Source organism: Pedobacter suwonensis (assembly GCF_900111825.1).
In the GTDB taxonomy this organism is placed as follows: Bacteria; Bacteroidota; Bacteroidia; order Sphingobacteriales; family Sphingobacteriaceae; genus Pedobacter; species Pedobacter suwonensis.
In genome coordinates this window covers 1-26,267 of record NZ_FOJM01000010.1, presented here as the reverse complement: position 1 = coordinate 26,267, position 26,267 = coordinate 1, and the positions used below count along the sequence as shown (strand labels likewise).

Here is a 26,267-nt window from a genome sequence, read left to right as displayed (position 1 = left end):
TTCTATCTAAAAAATCTTTTTAAGATTTAAACCTCATTACACCAACAACTGCCAGACTGACTTAATGCTGACAATGGCTTGGTTGTTGTAACATACCCATTTTTCAATAATAAAATACGATTTAAAATATAATGTTAGGATTTTTAGCGAAGATTTTCGGAAGTAAATCAGAAAGAGATATAAAGGCTATACAGCCATTGGTTGTTAAAATTAACGAACACTACAGTAAACTATCTGCCTTAAGCAACGATGAATTACGTGGCAAAACCATTGAGTTTAAAGAAAGAATATCGGCTTTTTTAGCCGATATAGATGAGAAAATTTCGGCACTAAAAGCTGAGGCAGAAAGTGAAGAATTAGATCTTCACCAAAAAACGGCAATTTATGATCAGGTTGATGCCTTGGGTAAAGACCGCGATACGGAGTTGGAAAAAGTACTTTTGGAAATCCTTCCGGAAGCTTTTGCGGTGATTAAGGAAACTTCACGTCGTTTAAGCGAAAACGATTATCTGGAAGTTACCGCAACCCAGTTCGATCGAGATTATGCTGCAAGAAAAAACAACGTAAAAATTGTTGGCGATAAAGCACAATGGGCCAATAAATGGGATGCTGCCGGAACAGAAGTAGCCTGGAACATGGTACATTACGATGTACAGTTAATTGGTGGTATTGTATTGCATAGCGGTAAAATTGCCGAAATGGCTACAGGTGAAGGTAAAACCCTGGTAAGTACATTACCGGCTTACTTAAATGCATTGGCCGGACAAGGTGTACACATCGTAACGGTGAATGATTACCTGGCCCGCAGGGATAGTGAATGGAACGGCCCTTTATTCGAATTTCACGGTTTAACGGTTGATTGTATTGATAAACATGAGCCAAACTCTGAAGCCAGAAGAAAGGCTTATGCCGCAGACATTACCTATGGAACCAATAATGAATTTGGTTTTGACTACCTGCGTGACAATATGTCGCAAACGCCAGACCAATTGGTACAGCGCAAGCTGCATTTTGCGATGGTGGATGAGGTCGATTCGGTTTTAATTGATGATGCCCGTACACCTTTGATTATTTCTGGTCCGATTCCACGCGGAGATGAACATGAGTTTTATGAGTTGAAACCACGCATTGAGCGTTTGGTTAATGCACAAAAAGCCTATGTAACACAAGCATTAAACGAAGCCAAAAAATTAATTAATGCAGGCAACAGTGGAACTGAAGAAGGCGAAGGTGGTTTAGCCTTATTGCGTGCATACCGCGGTTTACCTAAAAACAAAGCTTTAATTAAATTTTTAAGTGAAACCGGTATTCGTGGTTTGTTGTTAAAAACTGAAAACCACTACATGGCAGATCAATCTAAGAATATGCCAAAGGTAGATTCTGAATTGTATTTCTATATTGATGAGAAGAATAACCAGGTTGAATTAACTGAAAAAGGTATCGAACTAATCACCCAATCAGGTGAGGATCCTCATTTCTTTGTATTGCCGGATGTCGGTACCGAAATTGCAGAGCTCGAAAAATCTGACCTTCCTTTAGAAGAAAAGGTGATGCAGAAAGATGCTTTAATGCGCGATTATTCTGTTAAAGCAGAACGTATCCACTCGGTTAACCAGTTGTTAAAAGCATATACTTTATTCGAAATTGATGTGGAATACATCATCGATGAAGGAAAAATTAAAATTGTTGACGAGCAGACAGGCCGTATCATGGATGGCCGCCGTTACTCCGATGGTTTGCACCAGGCCATTGAGGCTAAAGAAAATGTTAAGGTTGAAGATGCTACCCAAACTTATGCAACTGTAACCTTACAGAACTATTTCCGTATGTACCACAAACTTTGCGGTATGACGGGTACTGCAACAACAGAAGCCGGTGAGTTTTGGTCGATCTATAAATTAGATGTGGTAGAAATCCCGACCAACAGAAATATTTCGAGGATTGATGAGCAGGATTATGTTTATCGCACTGTTCGTGAAAAATATAATGCCGTTGCAGCAGAGATACAATACCTTGTTTTCCCTTATTCTCATTATGAGACAGAATATGAGACAGATAAAGAAGGTAATGTAAAACAGAAAGATGGTAAACCGGTTGTTAAATACGATCAAACAGGCAGGGCTGTACCTAAATTGGATGCCAAAGGGGCGTTAATTCCTGCGGTTAATCCTCAAACAGGGCAGTTAGAACCAAAAGCTGGTCGTCCGGTATTGGTGGGTACCACTTCTGTGGAGATTTCTGAGTTATTAAGCCGTATGCTTAAACTCCGCGGCATCAAACATAACGTGTTGAACGCTAAAATGCACCAGAAAGAGGCCGATATCGTTGCCGAAGCTGGTCAGGCAGGCACCGTAACCATAGCAACTAACATGGCTGGTCGTGGTACCGATATCAAATTGGGTCCAGGCGTTAAGGAAGCAGGAGGTTTGGCTATTGTAGGTACTGAGCGTCACGAATCTCGTCGTGTAGACAGGCAGTTACGTGGTCGTGCAGGTCGTCAGGGCGATCCGGGCTCTTCACAGTTCTTCGTTTCATTAGAAGATAACTTAATGCGTTTATTTGGTTCAGAACGTATCTCTAGTATCATGGTGCGTATGGGTATTGAAGATGGTGAGGTGATCCAGCACTCTATGATTACCAAATCTATTGAGCGTGCGCAGAAAAAAGTAGAAGAAAACAACTTTGGTATCCGTAAACGTTTATTGGAGTACGATGATGTGATGAACTCGCAACGTACCGTGATTTATGCTAAACGTAAAAATGCATTATTTGGTGAACGTTTAGACGTGGACATGAACAATATGGTTTTCGATGTTGCTGAAGACATCGTGAGCGAATATAAACAAGAAGCAAATTACGACGGGTTTAAGCTTGAAGTAATCAAAAACTTCTCTTTAGATACAGAGATTACTGAAAAAGAATTCTCTTCAACCAGTATCCCTCAGTTAACTGAAAAGTTATTTGAAGAAGCCGAGTCTTTTTATGCACGTAAATCTGAAGCCATTATTCAGCAATCGTTACCAGTATTAACCCAGGTGTACGAAGAGCGTGGAGAGCATATCGAGCAAATTGTAGTGCCGTTTACAGATGGCATCCGTGGCATTCAGGTAGCTGTCGATTTAAAGAAAGCGATTGAGAATAAAGGAAAAGAGGTGGTTCGTTCATTCGAAAAAACCATTGTTCTTGCTTTAATTGATGATAGCTGGAAAGAACACTTACGTGAAATGGACGATTTGAAACAGTCGGTACAAAATGCGGTTTACGAGCAGAAAGATCCACTGGTAATTTATAAAATGGAAGCCTTCAACTTATTTAAAAACATGCTTAACGCGGTGAATAAAGAAGTAGTGAGTTTCTTATATAAAGGCGGTATTCCGGTGCAACAAGAACCAGATCAGGTAAGAGAAGCACCAGCTCCGGTTAAGCAGCCGAAACTGCAAACTACTAAACAGGAGTTTGGAAGAGAAGAGCCAGGAATTGAGTTTGGCGATACACGTGAAGCGATTCCACAGCAGCCAATCCGTAAAGAAGCAACTATTGGCAGAAACGAACCTTGCCCATGTGGTAGCGGTAAAAAGTATAAAAACTGCCATGGCGCTAATTTATAATTAAGATATACAGTGCTTTACAAGGCCTCAACATTTGTTGAGGCCTTTTTTTGTAACTAAATTTTTAATCCTCAAATTAACAGGTATATTTATGGACGGTCAATTTGAAATTGGTAGGCAATTTCTCAATGGTCAATAAACTTAAAATGGAGCCTGACAACCATAAAAAACGGGGCGTAACCGAAAAGCCATAAGAGTAGGAAACACACACAAAAAACACACAAATGAAAAGAATTTTAAACATTGCCGCTGTTTCAGCGACACTGCTGCTGTCTAGCTGCGCCACCATTTTTACGGGTACAAAACAAACCGTTCAAATCAATTCCAATCCTCCGGCCGCTACCATCGAAGTAGATGGCATTAAAACAGGCGTTACACCAATGGCTGTATCCTTAAAAAAAGGATTCACCGGACAAACCATCAGTTTAAAATTGGATGGTTACGAAACCAAAACATTCCAGCCCTCAACTACTTTTAATGCGGTATCTGTAGTAAATCTATTATTTTTTCCTGGTTTTATTATTGATGCCGCTACTGGTGCAATGATGAAATACGACCCAAAAGTGTACGAATTTACGTTAGAACCTAAGAAAGCGAATTAATCAATTAATGGTTATAATTCTTAAAGCCAGGTTTTCAAAAGGAATCTGGCTTTTTACATGCTGACGTCTGTAAGTCTTGACATCAATATATATAGTATTTTTGAGTATGAGAACTGTAACATTGGATGTTTTAAATAATAGAGCATTAGATCTTTTAAAAGATTTAGAATTGCTTAAAATTATTCGTTTGAGAAGAGATTCTAATATTCAATATATCGCTGGTAGCAAGCTGATTTCAAAATATAAGGGTTCGATGAAAAAAACAGCCAATCTCGGATGTAGATGATCAGTTAAATAATCTCAGAAACCTGTTTAAGAATTAAATAAAATTAATTCGTATGTCAGTCTGAGCGTAGTCGAAGACCATTAAGCGTTTTAATAAAGCCATTGATTAGGCTACCATTTACGGACTCTTAGATAAACCGTCATTGCGAGGAGGAACGACGAAGCAATCTTTCATGCCAGCGATTATTGTCCATAAAGATTGCTTCGTCGGCTGAAAAAGCCTTCTCGCAATGACGATTCAACGAGAAGGTCATGTTGATTTTTATGCAATAAACCGACACCCGAAATGGCAGGTCGAGACCTCCAATAATAACCGATTTGCTTAACCCATAAAGAATGCCGATTTTTGCAACGATTTCGGCATTCTTGTTGTTAAGAAGATGGAGGCAATATATCAGCTCATCATATGCCAATAATTTTACTCATGAAAATAGCTTTAACTTTTATATTCTGTTTGTTTCTTACCATAACTGCTTTTGCACAGAAAGGCGAAGTAACTGTTATAAAAGACCCTTTAATTGATAGTTTAATTGCAAAACGGCTGGAAGTTTATAAAACCTCAGGCGAGGTAAAACCTGGCAAACCGATCGTTTCATCCTATGGCTACCGCGTACAGATTTTTTACGGCTCAGACCGGCGCGAAGTTTTTAACCAGCAGGCACGTTTTAAAGGGATGTATCCTCAGTTAAACACTTATCTTACATACAAAGAACCCAACTATTATGTTCGTGTGGGCGACTTTAGAAGCCGTTTAGAGGCACAGCGCCTGATTAACGAACTGAGACCAACCTTCCCTACATTATTTATTTTCAGGGAAAAAATAAATGCACCAACTTTAGATACCACAACAACCAATGATCAAAAATAAAGTACAGGAACTTGCCGCTCACATTTTTAACGATGTAGTCGGTTATCGTCAGCATATTCATGCCAATCCCGAATTATCTTTTAAAGAATTCGAAACATCACTGTTCATCAAGGATAAATTAAAAAAATGGGGAATTGAATATACCGACTGTGCCAATACGGGTGTGGTAGGGTTAATTAAAGGCAACCAGCCATCTGATAAAATTATTGCTTTACGTGCTGATATGGATGCGTTGCCCATCCATGAAGCAAACGACAAACCTTATAAATCCAGGAATCATGGTATAATGCATGCCTGCGGACATGATGTGCATACTTCTTCACTTTTAGGAACAGCTTATATCCTAAATCAAATGAGAGATGATTTCGGCGGAACTATTAAACTGATTTTTCAGCCTGCTGAAGAACTTCTGCCAGGTGGGGCAAGCATTATGATTAAAGAAGGTGTACTCGAAAATCCAAAGCCGCAACATATTGTTGGCCAGCATGTAATGCCATTAATTGATGCCGGTAAAGTGGGTTTTCGCTCAGGTATTTACATGGCCTCGACTGATGAACTTTATGTTACCGTTACCGGAAAAGGTGGGCATGGCGCACAACCACACCAAAACATAGATCCGGTTTTAATCGCTTCGCATATCATTATTGCTCTGCAACAGATTGTGAGTCGCAATGCCGATCCACGTATTCCATCGGTGCTGTCTTTTGGTAAAGTTACAGCCAATGGTGCAACCAATATTATCCCGAATGAGGTTAAAATTGAAGGTACATTCAGAACATTGGATGAAAACTGGAGAGATGAAGCGCACAAACGCATGAAAAAAATGGCCGAAGGGATTGCCGAAAGCATGGGCGGAAGCTGCAATTTCGATATCCATAGGGGCTATCCGTTTTTAATCAATGAAGAAAAACTAACCGCAAATGCAAAAGCCTTTGCAGAAGATTATTTGGGGAAAGAAAATGTGGTTGATTTAGATATCTGGATGGCTGCTGAAGATTTTTCTTTTTATTCACAGGTAACAGATGCCTGTTTTTATCGTTTAGGTACTGGGAACGCAGCTAAAGACACCCAATACTCGGTACACACGCCAAGATTTGATGTGGATGAGGATGCCTTGAAAATATCAACCGGATTAATGGCTTACATTGCTTTAAAACAACTGGGGAATTAGTATGGAAGATGTAAACAGGTAAGATGGATGATGGGAATTTAAGTTCCATCGCCCATTTTCCATCACCCCATCTTCCACTAACATTATCCATTACACATGAAAAAGATATTTCTGCTTTTACTATTCATCCCCTTCTTTCGCCAGGGTTTTGCTCAGGAAATCAACCGCTTTAACCCGGATACAATTAAAACCATCGTACTTGATTCGGCTGTAAATATCAAGGCTGAGAAGTTGAATGTAGAAACCTTTATCAGAAAAGTGATGTATGATACTTCGTTTTATCAATCATTCAGAGATATGAAACGTTATACTTTCATTGCTGAAAACAGGATTTACAGTTACGATAAGAAGAATAAGGTAGATGGAAAAATTTACCGGAAAATCCGCCATAACAATAGCGGCCCCTATAAAATGGAGTATCTGGTAAAACAGGATACCGGAAAAATTTATAAAAGAAACGGGAAATACCAGTTGTATACCGTAGAAATGTTTGATTACATTTTTATGAACGCCTATAATACCGATTTTGTACCCAATGCACCCAAACCCGATGGAAAAGGAGGAACAAACGAAAGTTATAAAGACAAACTGAAAACCTTAATTTTTAATCCTGGCCGTCCGATAAAGGTGCCGTTCATTGGTAGTAAAACAGAGATATTTTCGGCAAATATGCGCCAATATTATGATTATGGTTTCACAAGCGGTACTTATCTCGATTCCATCCCGGTGTATCGTTTTAAAGTTTCTGTTAAACCTGATTTAAGCAAATGGACCAAAGATGGGATCATGATCAAAGAACTGGTTACTATTTTTGATAAGCGTAATTTTAATATCCTGGGCCGGTATGTCGACATGAAATACAGCAATATGCTATTTGATTTTGATGTGCAGATGAATATAGAAATGGGCTATTTCGGAGAGGATAAACTACCGACCAAAATTACTTATCAGGGTAACTGGGATTATCCTTTCAAAAAAGAAGAAAGAGCAAGCTTTTTAATCGTACACAAAGATTATAAACTCGAAAAGGGCAAATAAAGATTAAGTTGTCGTCACGCTTAATTTATTTTAAAAGTAGAGATAGATTTCAATTGCCTTGTAGCGACTTCGCGTTTAGCATCTTCATGCAAAATAGACTTGAAGTCAATTCAGCACAACGATCACTTTTGAAATAACGGATGAAATTAATCCTTTTTAATAAAAATTAATCGAATTCCGCTTAGTATCTTTAAAAGATTATTTAAGCTCATATTCATGCAAATTTTTTCAGCTTTTAGATTTAAAATATCAAACACTTTCTTATTGTTTTGTGCTGTTCACCTGCAGGCACAGGTACTCACATCAAAGCAGATCGATAGTGTTGTAGAAAAAACATTGACTACCTTTAACGTTCCCGGAATTGCAGTTTCCGTTATAAAAGATGGTAAAATTATACATTTAAAGGGGTATGGGATAAGCTCGGTCAAAACCAATAAGAAAGTTGATGAGCATACCCTTTTTGGTATAGCATCCAATACAAAAGCCTTTACGGCGGCTGCTTTAGGTATGCTTGTTGATGAAAAGAAGATTACCTGGGATACAAAAGTGACCGATGTCATTCCTGAGTTTAAAATGTACGATGCTTACGTAACCAGTGAGTTTACTATCCGCGATTTGCTTACACACCGCAGTGGTTTAGGTTTAGGCGCAGGGGATTTAATGATCTGGCCTGATTCATCAACTGTGGATAAAAAACAACTCATTCACAATTTACGGTACTTAAAACCGGTTTCATCCTTCCGTACCAAATACGATTACGACAACCTGATGTATATTGTTGCCGGCGAAGCTGTGGCAAGAGTTTCAGGTATTACCTATGAGGATTTTATTGAAAGCAGGATCATTAAACCATTAGGTATGAGTAAAACGGCTGCTTCATGGTACCGTTTAAAAGATAAATCAAATGTAATTGATGGTCATGCACCTTATGAAGGTAAACTGCTTCCTGTGGGATTAAGCTTCGGCGAAATTGCTAATGCCGCAGGAGGGATTTACTCAAATGTTACCGATATGAGCAAGTGGGTATTGGCGATGATCAACGGTGGTAAATATGGAGAGAATCTTGATAAAAAATTATTCAGTCCTGCTGTGGCAAGAGAACTCTGGACCCCGCAAACTATTATTGCCGGCGGTAATCCTGCAGCTTTTAGCAGTTATGGTTTAGGCTGGTTTTTGAGTAATGTGAACGGTAATTTTCAGGCTACACATACCGGTGGCCTTTCAGGAATCGTAACACAAGTTACCATTTTGCCCGAACTGAAATTGGGTATCATTGTATTAACCAATCAGCAATCCGGAGCCGCTTTCAATGCCATTACCAATTCAATCAAAGATGGTTATTTAGGTATTAAAGGTCAGGATAGGATTAAAACTTACAATGATAACAGGTTAAGAAACGAAAAACAAGCAAATGAGATGGTTGCCAGGGTTTGGAGCGATATTGCTGTACAGCAAAAATTAGCGGCTTCAAAACCTGATGCCAAAAACTATTATGGAACTTTCCGCGACGCCTGGTTTGGCGAAGTAAGCATTAGTGAAGTAAATGGTAAAATGCATTTCCAGGCTAAAAATTCACCTAAATTAAAGGGCGATATGACTTACTATAAGGGCAATACTTTTATTGTGAAATGGTACGACAGAAGTTTGGATGCTGATGCCTTTGTTAATTTTAGCTTAGATAACAATGCCCTGGCCGATGGTTTCAAAATTGAGGCCATTTCCCCATTAACTGATTTTAGTTTCGATTTTCAGGACCTGGATTTTAAAAAGACCGATAATAAATAACCTAACCAATTATACACGATGAAAACAGTAATAAAAACGAGTATTTTACTAAGCTTTTGCTTAATTGTTTTAACCTCAATGACATTTAAACCTAAACGCATTATCTTTTTCGGCGATTCAATTACCCAGCAAGGTGTTTCAAAAAACGGATATGTAACGCTGATCAAAAAGTCGCTCGATTCAACCAAATATGATGTGATAGGCGCTGGTATCGGTGGCAATAAAGTTTATGACCTTTACCTGCGTTTAGAAGATGATGTATTAAGCAAAAAGCCAGATTTAGTGGTTATATATGTAGGCATTAATGATGTGTGGCATAAACAATCTTCTCATACGGGAACGGATTATGATAAATATTTGAAATTTTATCAGGCTTTGATCAATAAAATTCAGGGTGTGGGCAGTAAAGTGGTATTGGTTACGCCGTCAGTTGTTGGTGAGAAAAAAGATGGTACCAATGAACTGGATGCCGATCTGAATAAATATGCCGAAGGAATCAGGACATTGGCCGCAAAAAACAATCTTCCTGTATGCGATTTGAGGAAGGTTTTTGCAGATTATGAAGCAAAAAATAATCCGGAAGATAAAGAAAAAGGTATTTTAACCGTTGATCGGGTGCACTTAAACGAGACAGGAAATAAATTGGTAGCTGACCAGCTTTTGCCTTTGGTGAAGTAACAGGTTTCTAAACCGCAAAGTTCGCTAAGTATTTCGCAAAGCACACAAAGAAATTTTCTCTGTGTGCTTTGTGTTTTTTCTCTGTTATCTTTGTGGTTAAATGGACAGTTTTCATTGCGAAATAAAGAAGGAGAATGTGCGATGGAGTGAAGCAATCTTTCCTGCAAGGTGACTAGTGACTAAAAAGCATAATAGCAAAAATGATTGCTTCGACGGCTGAAAAAGCCTCCTCGCAATGACGCGTTAGAGATCGTCATTGCGAACTGAAGAAGAGGAATGCGCGACGGCGTGAAGCAATCTTTCCTGCGTAATTGATGATTCTAAAATATAATAATGGAGAGAGGTGGAACAGTCTATATCATTACTAATTTTACGCATACAACATTTTACACTGGAGTTACCTCTGACATAACATCTAGAATAATAGAGCACAAAGAAAAAGCACATCCAAAATCTTTTTCTGCAAAATATAACTTAGACAAACTTGTTTATTTTTGTTCCTATGATTCGATAGATGAAGCAATTGCAGAAGAAAATAGAATTAAAAGCGGAAGCCGAAAAAGGAAAATAAAGTTAATAGAATCTATAAATCCTGGATGGACGGATTTATGGGAAATAGTGAAAGAATGGTGAGGTAAGATGTAATCGTCATTACGAATTGAAGAAATGGAATGTGCGATTGGAGTTAAGCAATCTTTCCTGCTAGGTGATTAGTGACTAAAAGGTATGATAGCAATTAAGATTACTTCGTCGGCTGGAAAAGGCCTCCTCGCAATGACGCATTAGAGATCGTCATTAACGAATTGAAGAAATGGAATATGCAATGGCGTGAAGCAATCTTTTCGGCAAGGTGATTGGTGACTAAAATATAATAGCAAGAAAGAATGCTTCGTCAGCTGAAAAGCCTCCTCGCAATGACGCATAGAGATCGTCATTGCGAACTGAAGAAGGGGAATGTGCAATGGCATGAAGCAATCTTTCCTGAAAGTTGATTAGTGACTAAAAGGTATGATAGCAAGTAAGATTACTTCGTCGGCTGAAAAGGCCTCCTCGCAATGACGGACAATAACTAAGTATGATAAACCGCGAAACAATAGATAAGATAATGGATACCGCCCGTATTGAGGAGGTAGTTGGGGATTTTGTGCATTTAAAAAAACGTGGAACCAGTTTAATTGGTAATTGCCCTTTCCATGGCGAAAAAACACCGTCTTTCCACGTATCTGTAACCAAAGGGATTTATAAATGTTTTGGCTGCGGTAAAGGGGGCGATTCGGTGCGCTTTATTATGGATCATGAAAAATATTCATATCCGGAAGCACTTAAGTTTTTAGCCAATAAATACAATATAGAAGTAGAGGAGACCGAACTTTCTCCTGAAGCTGCCGAAGCCCAGAGTGCCAAAGAAAGCCTTTACATCGTATCGCAGTATGCTGCTACTTTTTTCGTAAAACAGCTTTGGGAAACAGAGGAGGGCAGGGGCATAGGTTTGAGCTATTTTAAAGAGCGTGGTTTTAGGGAAGATATCTTAAAAAAATTCGAGGTGGGTTATTCTCCCGATGTTTGGGATGCGATGACACAAAGCGCAACCCATGCGGGCCATAAACTGGAATTTTTAGAAGCCACCGGCTTATCAATCAAAAATGACAATGGGAAAATTTACGACCGTTTCCGCGGCCGTGTGATGTTTCCCATCCATAACTTTACCGGTAGGATTATTGGTTTTGGGGGCAGAACCCTAAAAACAGATAAAAATGTACCTAAATACGTAAATTCTCCTGAAAGCGAAATTTACCACAAATCGAATGTGCTTTATGGTTTATTCCATGCCAAAAAAGCCATCCGAGATTTAGATAACTGCTACCTGGCCGAAGGTTATGCTGATGTACTTTCTGTTCACCAGGCTGGTGTAGAAAACGTAGTAGCCTCTTCGGGTACTTCCTTAACGGTAGAGCAGATTAAACTGATCGGCCGTTTTACACAAAATATCACCATTCTTTTTGATGGCGACGCTGCGGGAATTAAAGCTTCGCTCCGTGGTTTGGATATGATTTTGGAAGAAGGACTGAACGTGAAGATTGTTTCCTTTCCCGATGGTCATGACCCTGATTCTTATATGCATCACGTAGGTGCCGGAGCATTTAGAACCTACCTGGAGCAGAATAGAAAAGATTTTATTTTATACAAAGCGAATGTGCTGCTCAAGGATGCCGGTACTGATCCGATCAAACGTGCAGGTATTATCCGCGATATCGTAGAAAGTATAGCTAAAATTCCTGATCCGATTAAAGCTTCGGTTTTTATCCGCGAGAGTAGTAGCCTGCTCGAAATAGAAGAACATATTCTGCTGAGCGAACTTAATAAGATGCGTTCGGCAAAACTTAAAAAAAGTTTTGAGGGTAATCATCGTGTAGCTCCTTCCTCAAATCCGAAACCATATACTTCAGGTCCTCCAGAACCGCTTGGTCCGCCCGATGATTTATGGGATGATAGTGCCGGCCCAATGGGTTACGAGCCGCAAGAGCCAGCTAAAGAAGAAGAGTATCAGGAAAAGGAAATTGTTCGCTTGTTACTGGCTTTTGGGCATGAATTTGTAAACTGGGATAAAATTGATGATATGTACATTGGTCCATTCATCATGCAGAACCTGAGCGATGTAGAATTTGATGATCCGCTTTGCAAGAGAATTATTGACCATTATAAATCCGAAATTGACAACGGCAGATTACCAACTGCGAACCACTTCGTTAAACATGAAGACCGGGATATTGCCGATCTTGCAATTACGCTTTCCACTTCCGAGTATGCTTTAAGTGAAAACTGGTTAAATAAACATCTTATCTATGTTAAAGATGAATCGATGAATTTGAAAGCAACCATTTTGGGCGGTATTTTTCACCTCAAAAAACGGAAGGTGGAGAAGATATTAATGAACCTGTTGAAAGAAATTAAAGAGGAAAAGAATGAGGATAACCAAATGATTTTAATGCAGCGCTACGGCGTGATTAAAGGTGTAGAAAGGGAAATCTCAAAGTTTTTAGGCTCTGTTATCGTAAAGTAAATTATAAATGATTGGAGTCCTGTAGAGATTTCGTCATCTCGACTGAAGCATAGCGAAATGGAGAGATCTATATAAACAGATATAACTTCGTTGGGCAATTTGTTGTTGGCGACTGGCTTGCAAACTACTTGAAATTACCGTTTTTCCAGCACGAAGGTGTTTAGTAAGAAATCGATCATTAAATAATTATTTATGGCGCTTCATAACGATTTAGGTAGAGCAGGTGAAAGGATTGCGAAACAATATCTGGAAGATCAGGGCTATGAAATTTTAGATGAAAACTGGACGCATGGTAAAGCCGAAGTAGATTTAATTGTTTATAAAAATGGTATTATGATTTTTGTAGAAGTTAAATCCCGTAGCTCTATCGCTTTTGGCGAACCAGAAGAATTTGTACAAAAATCGAAACAAATTCAGATGGAATTGGCGGCTAATGCCTATATTGAAATCATGAATCATCAAAATGATATCCGTTTTGATATTATTGCGATTACCTTTACAAAAAATAAGACTTATAATTTAAACCATATAGAAGATGCGTTTTGGCCTGAAGATTAACCATATTAAAAATTTCATATTTGTTGGATCTGCACTTGCATTGGTAACTGCCTGTAAAGAAAGTGCTACTACAACCTACCGTAGCTTTGTTTCTCCATTAACCGGTCTTAATGTACCATCAGGGAATGAATTTGATGTGAAAGTGCTGTTTGGAGCTGATCAGAAAGTAGATTCAGTAGTGTATTTGATCGATACCGTCAAAGTTGCTTCAAAAACCGATACTTTGGCCCTTAAACTTAAAACTAACGGTCTGAAACTGGGTAATCACCTGTTAACAGCTAAAATATTTGGTGAAGGGAAATCAGAAGATATCACATCAAATATAAATGTACTAGCAGGCCAGGCACCTGCAGAATATACTTATAAAGTAATCAGGAGCCTGCCTCATGATACCGCTTCTTATGTTGAGGGTTTAGAATACCATGATGGCTTCTTTTACGAAAGTGCAGGAGATTATGGTCACTCGAGCTTGCGCAAGGTAGATCCTGCTACAGGGAAAATTCTTCAGAAAACAGATTTAGATAAACAATATTTTGGCGAAGGCATGACCGTAATCGGAAATAAGATTATTCAGTTAACCTATCGCGAGAAAGTAGGTTTTGTATACGATAAGGCTACCTTCAAAAAATTATCGGAATTTTCTTACACCACAGGAAGAGAGGGTTGGGGTTTGGCCTTTGATGGGGAGAAGGTGTTGAATACTGATGGTTCCAACACGATCTTTTTCCTGGATAAGGATACCTATCAAAAAATTGGTTCGATTGATGTTTTCGATAATAAGGGCCCTATCCAAAATCTGAATGAACTTGAAGTGATTGATGGTAAGATTTATGCAAATGTATATACGACGAATGAAATCATGATCATTAACCCTGAAACGGGAGCTGTTGAAAGCAAGATCGATTTATCAGGACTGTTGCCAGCCGATTATTTTAAAACTGATGATGAAAAAAATAACAATGTGTTAAATGGAATTGCCTATGATAAGGCTGGTAAAAGGCTTTTTGTAGCTGGTAAAAAATGGCCACACATTTTTCAGATTGAGTTGGTTAAGAAATAGCTAAATTGATAGGTAGGTCACATAGAACTTATTGAAATGACTTAAATAGTCGTTGGATAAGCTATCAATGACATAAATCCAATAGAAAGGTCATCTCCGATCGCTAGCTATCGCATCCCGAGTATGTAGGAATCTTAACGCCCTCGCATTAAGAATATTCATGAATGTTTTTTATTCAATGGCATTCTTGAGCACTTTGTGGTCCCAATCAAGTTAGGAATGAAGACCGATCGGATGATATTACCAAATAAAATTTATCTGTCACTCATATTGATTTTATACAATAATTATCTCAGTAATAAAAAATATGATATCTTGTGGACAGCGTAGAGCTAAAGCCCATCCCCAAATTTATAATATGGAGCCACACTCACGGGTAACTTACCCGTAGGTACCAAGCGGTTGTTAATTACTGCAGCAGCCGAAATCTGCATGAAATCTTCTTTTTGATAGGCAACTACCAAACCTTTACTATTCTCTAACCCGGGCAAGCCAGCCAGGTTATACGGATTTGCAAACAAGGCAAAAACAGCATTTTTAGTCGATAATTCTTTAATGAAATTCTTAACACCTGCATTCAGCTGTATATTATTTGCAGGTCTTGACCTGCTATCATGAATGCCTACAATTACCTGGTCAAATGCGCTGATTTCACGAGCGATGTTTGAAATTTGAGCTGCACTGGCGTCTTTGTCCAAAACATAATAAACAGAGTTGTAATAACCTTTCGATATCTCTTTCTGAAAGGTAGTTACAGATGGTACACCAATACTGATAATCGCTGTTCTCCTGATCGGGATAAGGCGTTTAATATGATCTTTACCTTTGAGCAAAGTTACTGATGCATTTGCCAGTTCTTGCACCAAAGCGCTGCTCGAATTGCGGTTTACGCCTGCAACAACACCTTGGGTTACAATCGTATCGCGTTTAGCTAAACCCGCCCAATATTTTGCAGTTAAGATCTTGCGCACGCTTTGGTCAATCTCAGCCATACTTACACGATCATGTCTTACCGCTTTACGTACCAACTTAATGGCTCTATCACTGTTTTCAGAAAGTTCTATGATGTCATTACCTGCAATAATCCCCATCAAATCAGCTTCGCCATTTTTAAAGTATTTTACCACCCCTTTCATATCCATCGCATCTGAAATAATCAGCCCTTTAAAGCCTAATTTCTGCTTTAAAATACCAGTAACAATAGGCTTAGAGAGTGTGGATGGTACATTTGGAGTATTATCTAAAGAGGGGATGTTCATGTGGGCAATCATTACTCCGGACGCGCCTTGTTTGATCAGTTCTTTAAATGGATACATTTCTAAGGTATCCAAACGTGTAGCAGAGAAAGTAAGCTGCGGTAAATCGTAATGTGAATCAACATCGGTATCGCCATGACCGGGGAAGTGTTTCAATGTCGTTAATAAACCACCATCCTGCATGCCTTTCATATAGGATGCAACTTTACTCGTCACATTATATTTGTTTTCGCCGAAAGAACGGTAGTTAATTACCGGGTTTTTAGGATTATTGTTAATATCCGCATCAGGAGCTAGGTTCATCTGCATCCCCAGTCGCTTATAATCTTTAGCTATTTCCAAGCCCATTTTATACAATAGCTCCTTATTTTGGATGGCACCTAAAGTCATTTGGTAAGGATAAGAGATGGTACTGTCTAAGCGCATGCCCAAGCCCCATTCCCCGTCGTTTGCCACAATAAGCGGTACCCTGCTCAATTTCTGATAGGCATTGGTGGCAATGGCTTGCCTGCCCGGTCCACCCTGAAAAAAGATCACTCCGCCCAATTGTTCGCGTTTAATTACCTGGCCAACCGAGTCGGTATATTTTTGCCCCAGGTTGGTATGAGCACGTACAAAGAACATCTGTGCAATACGCTCTCTGCGGTTTAATTTATTAAAAACCGAATCGACCCATTTTGGTTGATTGGCTAACATTTCTAAATAGGATTTTTGTTGTGCGCTGCCCGAAAATGCAACTCCGCACAGGGCAATGAGGATAAAAAGATTTTTTTTCACTTATTTTTTGGATCAGTTAGCTAAATTAATAAACCAAAGCCGTATTGAACAAAAACCCGTCCAATTAACGAATTTAATAGAGTAGGTTTTAAAAAAATATACTGCAGATTAAGATCTGTACATTCCCTTGCCCTCAATAAAGTCAATTACTTTATCAGGCAGGAAAAACTGTATATTTTTTTTCTCTTTGATGGCTTTTCGGATAAAGGTTGACGAAATTTCCATTAAGGGAGTGTTTGTAAAAGTGATGGAGGGGTGGTTTTTCCATGCGTCCACATCTGCTCCCGGACGGGGATAAACATAGATATGATAGTTTTTGAGTAACACCTCATAGTTCTTCCATTTTTTAAAAGAAACGAGATTATCAGCGCCCATGATCAGTACAAACTCTTTCTCAGGATATTTTTCATGGAGATAGGTTAGCGTATCAATGGTATAAGAAGGCTGTGGTAATGCAAATTCGATATCACTAACGCGGATATGTTCTGCAGTTTCAGTAGCTAATTTGGCCATTTCCAAACGATCGTACATGTTGGTCAAGCCACTTTTGTCTTTTAAAGGATTGTGTGGAGAAACCACCAGCCATACTTCATCAAGTGCCGTGTGGTTCGCCATATAATTGGCGATAATTAAATGCCCGGTATGGATAGGGTTGTAAGAACCGAAGAAGAGTCCTGTTTTCAGTTGGCGGTTTTCAGTTGACATTTTTTCCAATTTTCAGTTGACTGTTTTCGGTTGGGGTGTGATCATTAATAATTCTTTAAACAGCACCGTATTTCTCAGGGTTATTTATCATATGATTTAATAATCTTCCAACCTCTTCGCTTTGTAATGTTAATTTCTCGTATTTTTCCTGAGATAGGTATTTACATTCGAATGCAAATTTTAGCCAACCTTTTGTTTCACTATTTTCCATGTCACTATCAGAAAGTTTGCTAATGAAATGAGCTTTGTATCTACGTTTTCTATAGGCTTCAATTAGACAGATATTTGTAGAACGGGAAGATTTTCTAATCTGATCAGTTAGTGAATATGCTTCATCTTTAGGAAAAGACTTACTGATTTCGAAAATATCCATGGCCAATTCAAACGACTTCTTATAAACCAATAGATCAGAAAAATCGCCCATAGATTGATTTTTAAATTTAAAGAATAATTATCCTATGCATTCTGAACTGAGAATTGGAAACCGCAGACTGCTAACTTTTCAAGAAATCCCCGACCAATTGCTCTGCTTCTGCGCAAGCGGTGGCTAAATCGTAATTTTTTAAGATCACATCAAACTTATCTGCATAAAGCAATTCTTTTTCGGCTTTGATAAAACGTTCCTGTAATTTTTCAGGGCTGTCGGTTCCGCGGCCGCTTAAACGTTCCTTTAATACCTCTAATGATGGCGGCTGAACGAAAATAGCCAAGGCATCATTTTCATACTTTCTTTTTAAACGGATGCCGCCTTCAACATCGATATCGAAAATAACGTGTTTGCCTTCATTCCAGATGCGCTCTATTTCTGAGCGTAGTGTTCCGTAAAAGGTGCCGTTATATACTTCTTCAAACTCTACAAACTCCTGGTGGGCAACTTTGTGTAAAAATTCTTCCTTGGTAATAAAATAATAATCGTTTTCATGTGTTTCATCACCTCTCAATTCTCTGGTAGTTGCAGAAATGGAAAAGCTCAGTTCAGGAAACTTCTTTAATAAATGATGTACTATGGTGGTTTTACCTGCTCCTGATGGTGCTGAAAATATGATTAATTTGCCTTGCATGCTTTTAAAAGTTTTGCGATTGGCGTCTGGCATTAAGCGTTTATCGCTTTCCGCCTAACGCTACAACACATTCAGTAACTGTTCTTTTATCTTTTCTAATTCTTCTTTCATTCCTACCACAAACTGCTGCATCTGAGCATCATTCGCTTTAGCGCCCATGGTGTTGATTTCTCTACCTATTTCTTGCGAAATGAAACCCATTTTTTTGCCGTTTGCTTCTTTGCTTGCAAGAGTCTGCAAGAAATAATCGCAATGGCTTTTTAAACGTGTTTTTTCTTCGGTAATATCAATTTTATCGATGTAGTAGATCAATTCCTGTTCAAAACGGTTTTGATCAATATTTACCTTACCTACTGCATCTTCTAAAAACTGGTTAAATTTATCGCGGATGGCTGTAATCCTTTTAGGCTCCAGTTCTTCCACCGATTTAAAGTACGACAGGATATTTTTAATCCGCAGTTCCAGATCTGCCTTCAAAACAGCGCCTTCATCTTCCCTGAACTGGTTGAAGTTGGCCAGGGCTTCGGTAAAAATCTGGTAAAGCTGGTTCCATTCATCTTCGCTAACACTTTCTTCCTTGTAACTAATTACATCAGGAAAAGTTAAGGCTGTTTGCAATAAATTACTGCTATCAGCACCTAATTCGTTATTAACAGCAACAAGTTGCTGGTAGTAATGACCCAATAAAGCGGTGTTAATAGTAGCACCGGTAACCTCGCCATTAGTGCGTTCTATCGTGATGCTTAAACTTACCTTTCCGCGCTCTATATCTTTGCTGCAGATATTGCGTAGAATCAGCTCCTTATCTGAAAATGCCTTTGGGTATTTTAAATTCAGCTCCAGGAATTTACTGTTGAGTGATTTGATTTCGACACTATACTTTGCGTTTGCATAATCGGCTGTTGCTAAGCCGTATCCTGTCATGGATTTTATCATGCGCAAAGATAGGGTTTTAAGCCGAAAGGAGAAATAATAATGGTTAAGGGGCTAGAATTATAGCTTATCAGATAAAATAGCTTTATGATAAGAAAAACAGCGTTCAGTATTTCTTCGGGTAGTGAAGCCCTGCTTTCCACTACAAGTCCTTGCTACGCTGCGGTCTTTCATTTCATAAAAATGCATTAGTTTTTTTCATAGGATTAACGTTTATTTAACAGTTTGCATGCTTAACAAATCTTATTTTTACAACTTGTTGTAAATAGGATGGCTTTCAAACTTTTTTTATGAAGCTTATGATTTTCTGACCAAGGTGTAGAATGATGCGTAAAAAAAAACAAAAGCTTAATCACTGTTGATATAGAATCTAAGCCACGCTATCTGATCATTTAATTTGCCAGTTTTAAACAATGAAGCATTTGAAGATTATTCTTTTATTCATCATTTTAATAAAAGGTATAAAACTCAACGCCCAGGATTTTTTGCTAAAAGGAGTGGTGATTGAAAAAGGTTCTAATGTGCGTGTTGCTTTAGCAGCGATAACCAATATCCGAAGTAAAATGGGTGCAAGCAGCAACGATATCGGCATGTTCCAGTTAAATGCCAGAATCGGTGATACGCTTTTTATCCGGAAAAAAAACTTAAATGATCAAAAAGTAGTTGTTAAAACAGCTGATGACCTGGTTGTTTTTTTGGTTAGGGGCAGCACCATGCTGGCAGAAGTGACGGTTAAAGGGCAGACCAAAAAGCAGGAAATGGAAGAAATTAAGCGGGATTTGAAACATAACGGCTCTTTCTTTGCTGGTAAACCACCATTAATTTTATTAAATCCGCTTGGTGGCAGCCCGATAACATTTTTTTATGAGCTTTTTGGGAAAACACCGGCAAGAGCACGTAAATTTAACCGTTATTATAAAAAGGAGTTAAGTTTGATCGAAGTAGACAAGTTTTTTAATAAAAACCTGGTTGCGGACAATACAACATTAACAGGGAAAGACCTCGACAAATTTCTGCTCGATTATTACCCAACACGCAGCATGACCATTAATTGGAGCAATTATGATGCGGTTAAATACATTAAAGAGTCGGCTAAGAAATACACCGATACTTTAAAGCACACAAATTAGCATAACATGAGAAACGTTAAATCTGCCTTTATAATCTTTGTTTTTACCTTAATCGGCTTTGTGGCAAAAGCGCAAGACTTTATTGTGAGAGGTGTGGTCATCGAGAAAGGCTCAAATGTTAGAATTGCATTATCGGAGATTACGAATTTGCGGACCGGTATCGGTGTTGGCAGTAATGATATTGGGATGTTTCAACTGAAAGCCAGAATTGGTGATACACTTTTGGTAACTAAAAGGGACCTGATTGATCAGCGTGTAGCGGTAAGCAGTGAAAAGGATCTGGTCGTTTATCTGGTTAGAGGAAGTACCACATTGGCCGATGTAACCATTCGGGGCAATACAAAACAGCAAGACCTGAATGAGATTAAGCAGGAGTTTAAGAATAAGGGTGTATACAATGGCGGTAAAACCACGTTCCTGTCGGCTATATTTAGTCCTTTGAATGCACTTTATAACCTCTTTGGAACTGACCCTAAAAATGCCCGGAGATTTAGCCGGTATGCGGATAATGAGATTAAACAATCGCAGATCGATGTATACTTTAATCAAAGCATCATTAAAAATAATACCGAATTAAGAGGCGATACCTTAGAAAGATACATGCTCAATTGTCGTCCTGAATTTAATAAAGCGCAGTACTGGAACAGTTACGATTACATCAAGTATATTAAAGAATCTTCGAAAAAATTTACAGATACGCTTGGGAAGGGGAAGTAGTTTAGTCCTTAGTAGGGAGTCTTTAGTCCGGAGTCCGTTAAGCAGTTTGCAGTTACTCATGATCTGATCTGAGGTTTGGATTTCAGTTAACCAGTTTCAACAATTAACCGATTAAGCAGTATACAGTTTGTAATGAGCGGTTTGCAGTTACTTATGATCTGATCTGAGATTTGGATTTCACTTAACCAGTTTCAACAATTAACCGATTAAACAGTATACAGTTTCCAGTTAGCGGTTTGCAGCTAGCCATAAACTAATGAGGTTTGGATTTTTCAGTTAACCAGTTTCAACAACTAACCAGTTAAACAGTATGCAGTTAGCGGTTTGCCTTTACTAATGAACAAATGACCAGTGAGCGAATGAACCACTAAATACTAAGCATCTCACAAGCTTTTTCTGCAGCAAGTTTTTCAGCATTTTTTTTGTTATAATCTCTGCCGGTACCTACTTTTTCGCCTTCTACCACTGCACTGATGGTAAATAATTTAGTGCTTTCGCCTTCACCGTTTTCAGCCAGTTCGAACAATACATCCTTACCATGGCGCTGGCACCACTCAATTAACTTACTTTTAAAATTGGTTTCCGTGAGTTCAAGGGTATGGATATCGATATGGGGTTTTACAATTCTCCGCAATAAAAACTCTTTGGTAAAATTGTAGCCTTTATCCATATAAATGGCGCCCACAATAGCTTCAAAAGCGTCGCCCAACATTGAATTGTGTTTCGTCTGTATACTAACGGAACGCTGATCAAACTGGATAAGCTTATCAAAACCAATTTTTTTTGCCAGTTGGTTTAAATTAGCCCGGTTTACGATTTTTGAACGCATCTCTGTTAAAAAACCTTCTTCTTTGTAGGGATAGTGTTTGAAAAGCAGCTCTGCAATTACTGAACCTAAAACAGCATCGCCTAGAAATTCTAAGCGTTCATTGCTGCTCCTGCTTCCATTTTTTAGGATTTTTGCTGCAGAACGATGTCTGAACGCCATTTTATAAAGCGTAACATTACCCGGAACAAAGCCTAAAATATTTTTCAGCTTTTTAACAAACTCCTTTTCAGGAGAAAGATAGAGTTTATATAATTTTAATATCGGCATTAAATAAATAACACAATTAACGGCTAATTAGCATATTTAACTAAGTTATCTATTTTTAATTAGCATACAAAATTATATACCAGCGCAGTTTTAATTAATCTTCGTATTTTTTGAAAATTACAGAAGCATTGTGACCACCAAAGCCGAATGTATTACTTAAAGCAGCTCTAACAGTACGTTTCTGTGCTTTGTTGAAAGTAAAATTCAGTTTAGGATCAAATGCAGGATCATCTGTAAAATGATTGATTGTTGGAGGAACAATATCATTTTTAACAGCAAGGATTGCCGCTATGGCCTCAACAGCTCCGGCTGCACCCAAAAGGTGGCCAGTCATCGATTTGGTTGAGCTGATATTTAAACGGTAAGCATCTTCACCAAACAGTGTACCAATAGCTTTGGTTTCGCTAATGTCACCCAGTGGTGTAGAAGTACCGTGTACATTGATATAATCTATATCAGCAGTTGTTAAACCAGCGTCTTTCAGTGCATTGCTCATTACCATTCTTGCGCCTAAACCTTCTGGATGTGGCGCTGTGATGTGATTGGCATCTGCACTCATTCCACCGCCAACAAGTTCTGCATAAATTTTTGCACCTCTTGCTTTAGCGTGTTCAAGCTCTTCTAAGATAATGGTTCCTGCACCTTCACCCGCTACGAAGCCATCACGGTCTTTATCAAAAGGGCGTGATGCTGTTGAAGGATCTTCATTACGTGTTGATAATGCATGCATGGCATTAAAGCCACCCATACCTGCTTCATTGATGATTGCTTCTGAACCGCCACTGATAATGACATCAGCCATACCCAAACGGATATAGTTAAATGCATCAATCATCGCATTTGTTGAAGAAGCACATGCTGAAACAGTTGCAAAATTTGGCCCACGCAGGCCATATTTTATCGAAATATGGCCTGGAGCAATATCTACGATCATTTTAGGAATAAAGAATGGATTGTACCTTGGGGTACCATCTCCCTTGGCGAAATTTGAAATTTCATCCAGGAAAGTTTTCAATCCACCTATGCCTGCACCCCAGATTACGCCGATCCGGTTGGTATCTAATTTTTCAAAATCAAAACCACCATCTTTTACAGCCTCATCTGTTGCTACAAGAGCATATTGTACAAACGGATCTAGCTTGCGGGCTTCTTTTTTCTCCAAAAAGTCTTCAGGATTAAAATTTTTAACCTCGCATGCGAATTTGGTTTTGAATTTTTCAGTATCAAAACCTTTAATAGGAGCAGCGCCACTCACCCCGTTAGTCAACCCTTCCCAAAAATCGGGAACATTATTGCCTATAGGAGTGAGCGCACCCAACCCTGTTACTACTACTCTTTTTAATTCCATTTATACTGAAAAAGCGTAATTCTATTTAACGTTTTTTTCCAAATAAGCAATTGCCTGGCCAACTGTACCGATGGTTTCAGCCTGATCATCAGGAATAGCTACATTGAATTCTTTTTCAAATTCCATAATCAATTCTACGGTATCTAAAGAATCTGCACCTAAATCGTTGGTGAATGAAGCCTCTGGCGTAACTTCGCTTTCGTCAACACCTAGTTTTTCTACGATAATAGCCTTAACTCTTGAAGCAATATCAGACATAATTTTATAATTTAATGGTTAAATAATTCTGTGCAAAGAAAAATAAATTCTTACAATTTTCAAATGTTTTTATTTCGATACGTAATTTTGGTACCTCAATAACACAGCGAATATAGAATTAGTTTTTTAATTTCGTTCTGTAAATAATTTATTTCGCTTTGAATAAGACTTACCTAAAACTTACCTTAGACCTTGATTTTACACTAATTGCGATCACAGCACCCCTAAAAGACTATGTGCTTTGCCACAAAATTAATACCCGGTTAAATACCCAGTTTGAAAAAATAGAGGACCACGAAATATTTTTTAATATCGATGAACCTGCCTGGTCTTTTTCTAAATATTACTTTTTTGTAGAGCAGGGTGAAGTAGAATACTATTTAATCTGCAATAAAAGCAGCGATGGCTTCCTGATTCCGGAGATGAGCAAGGTAGATTTTTTTATCATTATTAAAGAATTTATTGATAAGGAAGATTTGGATTATTTAATTAATGGATTGAACAAACTTCCTGATATACAGGTAGCTGCAAAGATAGATCCGACGAAATTAAAGAGCCGTGAAAATTTGGTAATATAAAAATTATACACATGGTGTATTAAATACACTATATTTGGCAGTTACAAACAAAGAACTAAAAAACAAAATATATAAAATTTAATGCAGTTTGATTATTTTAGATAATAATTAGTGCTTTCTTTAAACTGCATTCCTAAAATCAATTAATAAATGAAACCTTTTCATTCGAGAACTAAAATTGTTGCCACGCTTGGGCCTGCATCAGCAAAACCAGATGTATTATATAGTATGTTTAACGCAGGTTTAGATGTTTGCCGTCTAAATTTTTCACACGGATCACAGGCAGATCACCAGGCGGTTTTGGATACCATCCGCGATTTGAATAAAAAATACGAGTATAATGTAGGTATTCTTGCTGATTTACAGGGGCCTAAAATCCGTATTGGTTTAGTAAAAGAAGGCGGCATTAACCTGATCAATGGAACTACTACCGTAATTACAACGAACGAGTGCATCGGTAACGAAGAACGCATTTACATTACTTACCAAAACTTCCCTCAGGACGTTCAGGCTGGCGAAATTATACTTCTGGATGATGGAAAGCTTCAGATGAAAGTGATTTCTACCAATTTAAAAGATGAAGTAGTTTGTGAAGTTGTTCATGGTGGAATTTTAACTTCCAGAAAAGGTGTTAACCTGCCAAATACTAAAGTTTCTATTCCTTCTTTAACTCCTGAAGACCGTGAAAACTTAGAATTTGTTCTAGAAAATGATGTAGAATGGATCGGTTTATCTTTCGTGCGTAAGGCAGAAGACATTATTGAACTTAAAAAGATTATTGCTGAGCGTGGTAAAACTGCCCGCGTAATTGCTAAAATAGAAAAACCAGAGGCTATTGCCAATATTGATGAAATTATTGCGGTAACTGATGGTATTATGGTTGCCCGTGGCGATTTGGGTGTTGAATGTCCGATGGAAGAAGTTCCATTGTTACAGAAAATGATTGTTGCGAAATGTAGGGCAGCTTCTAAACCGGTAATTGTAGCAACCCAGATGCTGGAAAGTATGATCACAACCCCACGTCCAACACGTGCAGAGGTAAATGACGTAGCCAACTCTGTTTTGGATGGTGCTGATGCGGTAATGTTAAGTGGTGAAACTTCAGTTGGAGAATTTCCGCTGATTGTGATCGAAACCATGCAAAAAATTATTCAGAACATTGAAGAGAACAATTATCCTTTCCATCCTGATAAGTTTTTAAAACCAAAATCACCTTCTTTCTTAAGCGATGCGATTTGTGATTCGGCTTGTTTCTTAGCGAAACAGACCAATGCAGTAGGTATTGTATCGATGACTTTAAGTGGTTATACTGCTTTCGAAATTTCAAGTCACCGTCCGGAAGCCCTAACTTTTATTTTTACCAGCAACAGGGCATTGTTAAATGCGGTAAGTTTGCTTTGGGGGGTAAGAGGTTTCTACTATGATAATTGGGAAAGTACTGATAATACCATTATTGAAGTAAACGAATTCTTGAAAAGTAAAAAGTTGGTTAAACAAGGTGATATCATCATCAATACCGCCGCTATTCCAATCGAAGCAAAAGGCAAAACCAATATGTTAAAAATTACGGTTATAGATTAATTATATATAATTTATTACAAGAAGCCGTCTCATAAGTCAATTATGGGGCGGTTTTTTGTTTTAGGGGATTAAGATAGGCCATTAGTCAAGCCGGACCGTAATGACTTAATTTG

The 26,267-nt window shown here is 38.3% G+C and carries 23 protein-coding genes; 15 read left to right on the top strand and 8 right to left on the bottom strand.

The window, feature by feature from the left end:
- The first annotated feature begins 131 nt into the window (after window positions 1–131).
- The 11 genes from BM107_RS13835 to BM107_RS13780 all read left to right on the top strand — a co-directional run bounded on the left by BM107_RS13835 (window position 132) and on the right by BM107_RS13780 (window position 14,714).
- Complete coding sequence (locus tag BM107_RS13835) at window positions 132–3,608, top strand: preprotein translocase subunit SecA (RefSeq protein WP_090984286.1); 3,477 nt, start codon at window positions 132–134, stop codon at window positions 3,606–3,608.
- 224 nt (window positions 3,609–3,832) lie between these two features.
- Complete coding sequence (locus BM107_RS13830; RefSeq protein ID WP_090984284.1) at window positions 3,833–4,210, top strand: PEGA domain-containing protein; 378 nt, start codon at window positions 3,833–3,835, stop codon at window positions 4,208–4,210.
- 709 nt (window positions 4,211–4,919) lie between these two features.
- Entirely contained in the window at window positions 4,920–5,363 is a 444-nt protein-coding gene (locus BM107_RS13820; protein ID WP_244278811.1) for an SPOR domain-containing protein, read from the top strand.
- Entirely contained in the window at window positions 5,350–6,534 is a 1,185-nt protein-coding gene (locus tag BM107_RS13815; RefSeq protein WP_090984277.1) for a M20 metallopeptidase family protein, read from the top strand. Before BM107_RS13820 ends, BM107_RS13815 begins: the two co-directional genes overlap by 14 nt.
- A gap of 96 nt (window positions 6,535–6,630) precedes the next feature.
- A complete protein-coding gene (locus BM107_RS13810; RefSeq protein ID WP_090984275.1) occupies window positions 6,631–7,572 on the top strand; it encodes a hypothetical protein in 942 nt (313 codons plus the stop codon).
- 216 nt (window positions 7,573–7,788) lie between these two features.
- Window positions 7,789–9,357, top strand: coding sequence for a serine hydrolase (locus BM107_RS13805; RefSeq protein ID WP_090984273.1), 1,569 nt, complete (start codon window positions 7,789–7,791; stop codon window positions 9,355–9,357).
- 18 nt (window positions 9,358–9,375) lie between these two features.
- Window positions 9,376–10,035, top strand: a complete 660-nt coding sequence (locus tag BM107_RS13800) for an SGNH/GDSL hydrolase family protein (protein WP_090984271.1) — start codon at window positions 9,376–9,378, stop codon at window positions 10,033–10,035.
- Between the two features lie 333 nt (window positions 10,036–10,368).
- Window positions 10,369–10,668: a GIY-YIG nuclease family protein gene (locus tag BM107_RS13795; RefSeq protein ID WP_090984269.1), complete on the top strand. Its 300-nt coding sequence runs from the start codon at window positions 10,369–10,371 to the stop codon at window positions 10,666–10,668.
- Window positions 10,669–11,110: 442 nt separating this feature from the next.
- Window positions 11,111–13,096 carry a DNA primase gene (gene dnaG, locus BM107_RS13790; protein WP_090984267.1) on the top strand — a complete coding sequence of 662 codons (1,986 nt, stop codon included), beginning with the start codon at window positions 11,111–11,113 and terminating at the stop codon, window positions 13,094–13,096.
- 192 nt (window positions 13,097–13,288) lie between these two features.
- Window positions 13,289–13,654: a YraN family protein gene (locus BM107_RS13785; protein WP_090984265.1), complete on the top strand. Its 366-nt coding sequence runs from the start codon at window positions 13,289–13,291 to the stop codon at window positions 13,652–13,654.
- Window positions 13,632–14,714, top strand: coding sequence for a glutaminyl-peptide cyclotransferase (locus tag BM107_RS13780; RefSeq protein ID WP_090984263.1), 1,083 nt, complete (start codon window positions 13,632–13,634; stop codon window positions 14,712–14,714). The genes BM107_RS13785 and BM107_RS13780 overlap by 23 nt, the downstream gene beginning before the upstream one ends.
- Before the next feature lie 332 nt (window positions 14,715–15,046).
- Here the strand turns inward: BM107_RS13780 and BM107_RS13775 are convergent, their stop codons facing one another.
- The 5 genes from BM107_RS13775 to BM107_RS13755 form a co-directional block, all read right to left on the bottom strand.
- A complete protein-coding gene (locus BM107_RS13775) occupies window positions 15,047–16,666 on the bottom strand; it encodes a glycoside hydrolase family 3 protein (RefSeq protein WP_397239669.1) in 1,620 nt (539 codons plus the stop codon).
- A 189-nt stretch (window positions 16,667–16,855) separates the two neighbouring features.
- A complete protein-coding gene (gene nadD / locus BM107_RS13770) occupies window positions 16,856–17,452 on the bottom strand; it encodes a nicotinate (nicotinamide) nucleotide adenylyltransferase (protein ID WP_090984259.1) in 597 nt (198 codons plus the stop codon).
- Window positions 17,453–17,507: 55 nt separating this feature from the next.
- Window positions 17,508–17,876, bottom strand: coding sequence for a four helix bundle protein (locus BM107_RS13765; RefSeq protein ID WP_090984257.1), 369 nt, complete (start codon window positions 17,874–17,876; stop codon window positions 17,508–17,510).
- A 70-nt stretch (window positions 17,877–17,946) separates the two neighbouring features.
- Window positions 17,947–18,513: a guanylate kinase gene (gene gmk, locus BM107_RS13760; protein WP_090984656.1), complete on the bottom strand. Its 567-nt coding sequence runs from the start codon at window positions 18,511–18,513 to the stop codon at window positions 17,947–17,949.
- 60 nt (window positions 18,514–18,573) lie between these two features.
- Complete coding sequence (locus BM107_RS13755) at window positions 18,574–19,437, bottom strand: YicC/YloC family endoribonuclease (protein ID WP_090984255.1); 864 nt, start codon at window positions 19,435–19,437, stop codon at window positions 18,574–18,576.
- Between the two features lie 422 nt (window positions 19,438–19,859).
- On the opposite strand from BM107_RS13755, the gene BM107_RS13750 reads away from it, so the two are divergent.
- Both BM107_RS13750 and BM107_RS13745 read left to right on the top strand, forming a co-directional pair.
- Window positions 19,860–20,576 carry a hypothetical protein gene (locus tag BM107_RS13750; RefSeq protein WP_090984253.1) on the top strand — a complete coding sequence of 239 codons (717 nt, stop codon included), beginning with the start codon at window positions 19,860–19,862 and terminating at the stop codon, window positions 20,574–20,576.
- A 6-nt stretch (window positions 20,577–20,582) separates the two neighbouring features.
- Window positions 20,583–21,293, top strand: coding sequence for a hypothetical protein (locus tag BM107_RS13745; protein WP_090984251.1), 711 nt, complete (start codon window positions 20,583–20,585; stop codon window positions 21,291–21,293).
- Window positions 21,294–21,660: 367 nt separating this feature from the next.
- Here the strand turns inward: BM107_RS13745 and rnc are convergent, their stop codons facing one another.
- The 3 genes from rnc to BM107_RS13730 form a co-directional block, all read right to left on the bottom strand.
- Window positions 21,661–22,389: a ribonuclease III gene (gene rnc / locus BM107_RS13740; RefSeq protein WP_090984249.1), complete on the bottom strand. Its 729-nt coding sequence runs from the start codon at window positions 22,387–22,389 to the stop codon at window positions 21,661–21,663.
- A 94-nt stretch (window positions 22,390–22,483) separates the two neighbouring features.
- On the bottom strand, window positions 22,484–23,737 hold the full coding sequence (gene fabF / locus BM107_RS13735; protein ID WP_090984246.1) for a beta-ketoacyl-ACP synthase II: 1,254 nt from the start codon (window positions 23,735–23,737) through the stop codon (window positions 22,484–22,486).
- A 21-nt stretch (window positions 23,738–23,758) separates the two neighbouring features.
- Window positions 23,759–23,995 carry an acyl carrier protein gene (locus BM107_RS13730; protein WP_008508386.1) on the bottom strand — a complete coding sequence of 79 codons (237 nt, stop codon included), beginning with the start codon at window positions 23,993–23,995 and terminating at the stop codon, window positions 23,759–23,761.
- A 158-nt stretch (window positions 23,996–24,153) separates the two neighbouring features.
- Between BM107_RS13730 and BM107_RS13725 the strand changes: the two genes are divergently transcribed.
- Window positions 24,154–24,573 carry an IPExxxVDY family protein gene (locus BM107_RS13725; protein ID WP_090984244.1) on the top strand — a complete coding sequence of 140 codons (420 nt, stop codon included), beginning with the start codon at window positions 24,154–24,156 and terminating at the stop codon, window positions 24,571–24,573.
- Between the two features lie 150 nt (window positions 24,574–24,723).
- The gene (gene pyk, locus BM107_RS13720; RefSeq protein ID WP_090984242.1) at window positions 24,724–26,154 is read left to right on the top strand and encodes a pyruvate kinase; all 1,431 of its coding nucleotides are present in this window, start codon (window positions 24,724–24,726) and stop codon (window positions 26,152–26,154) included.
- Window positions 26,155–26,267: the final 113 nt, after the last annotated feature.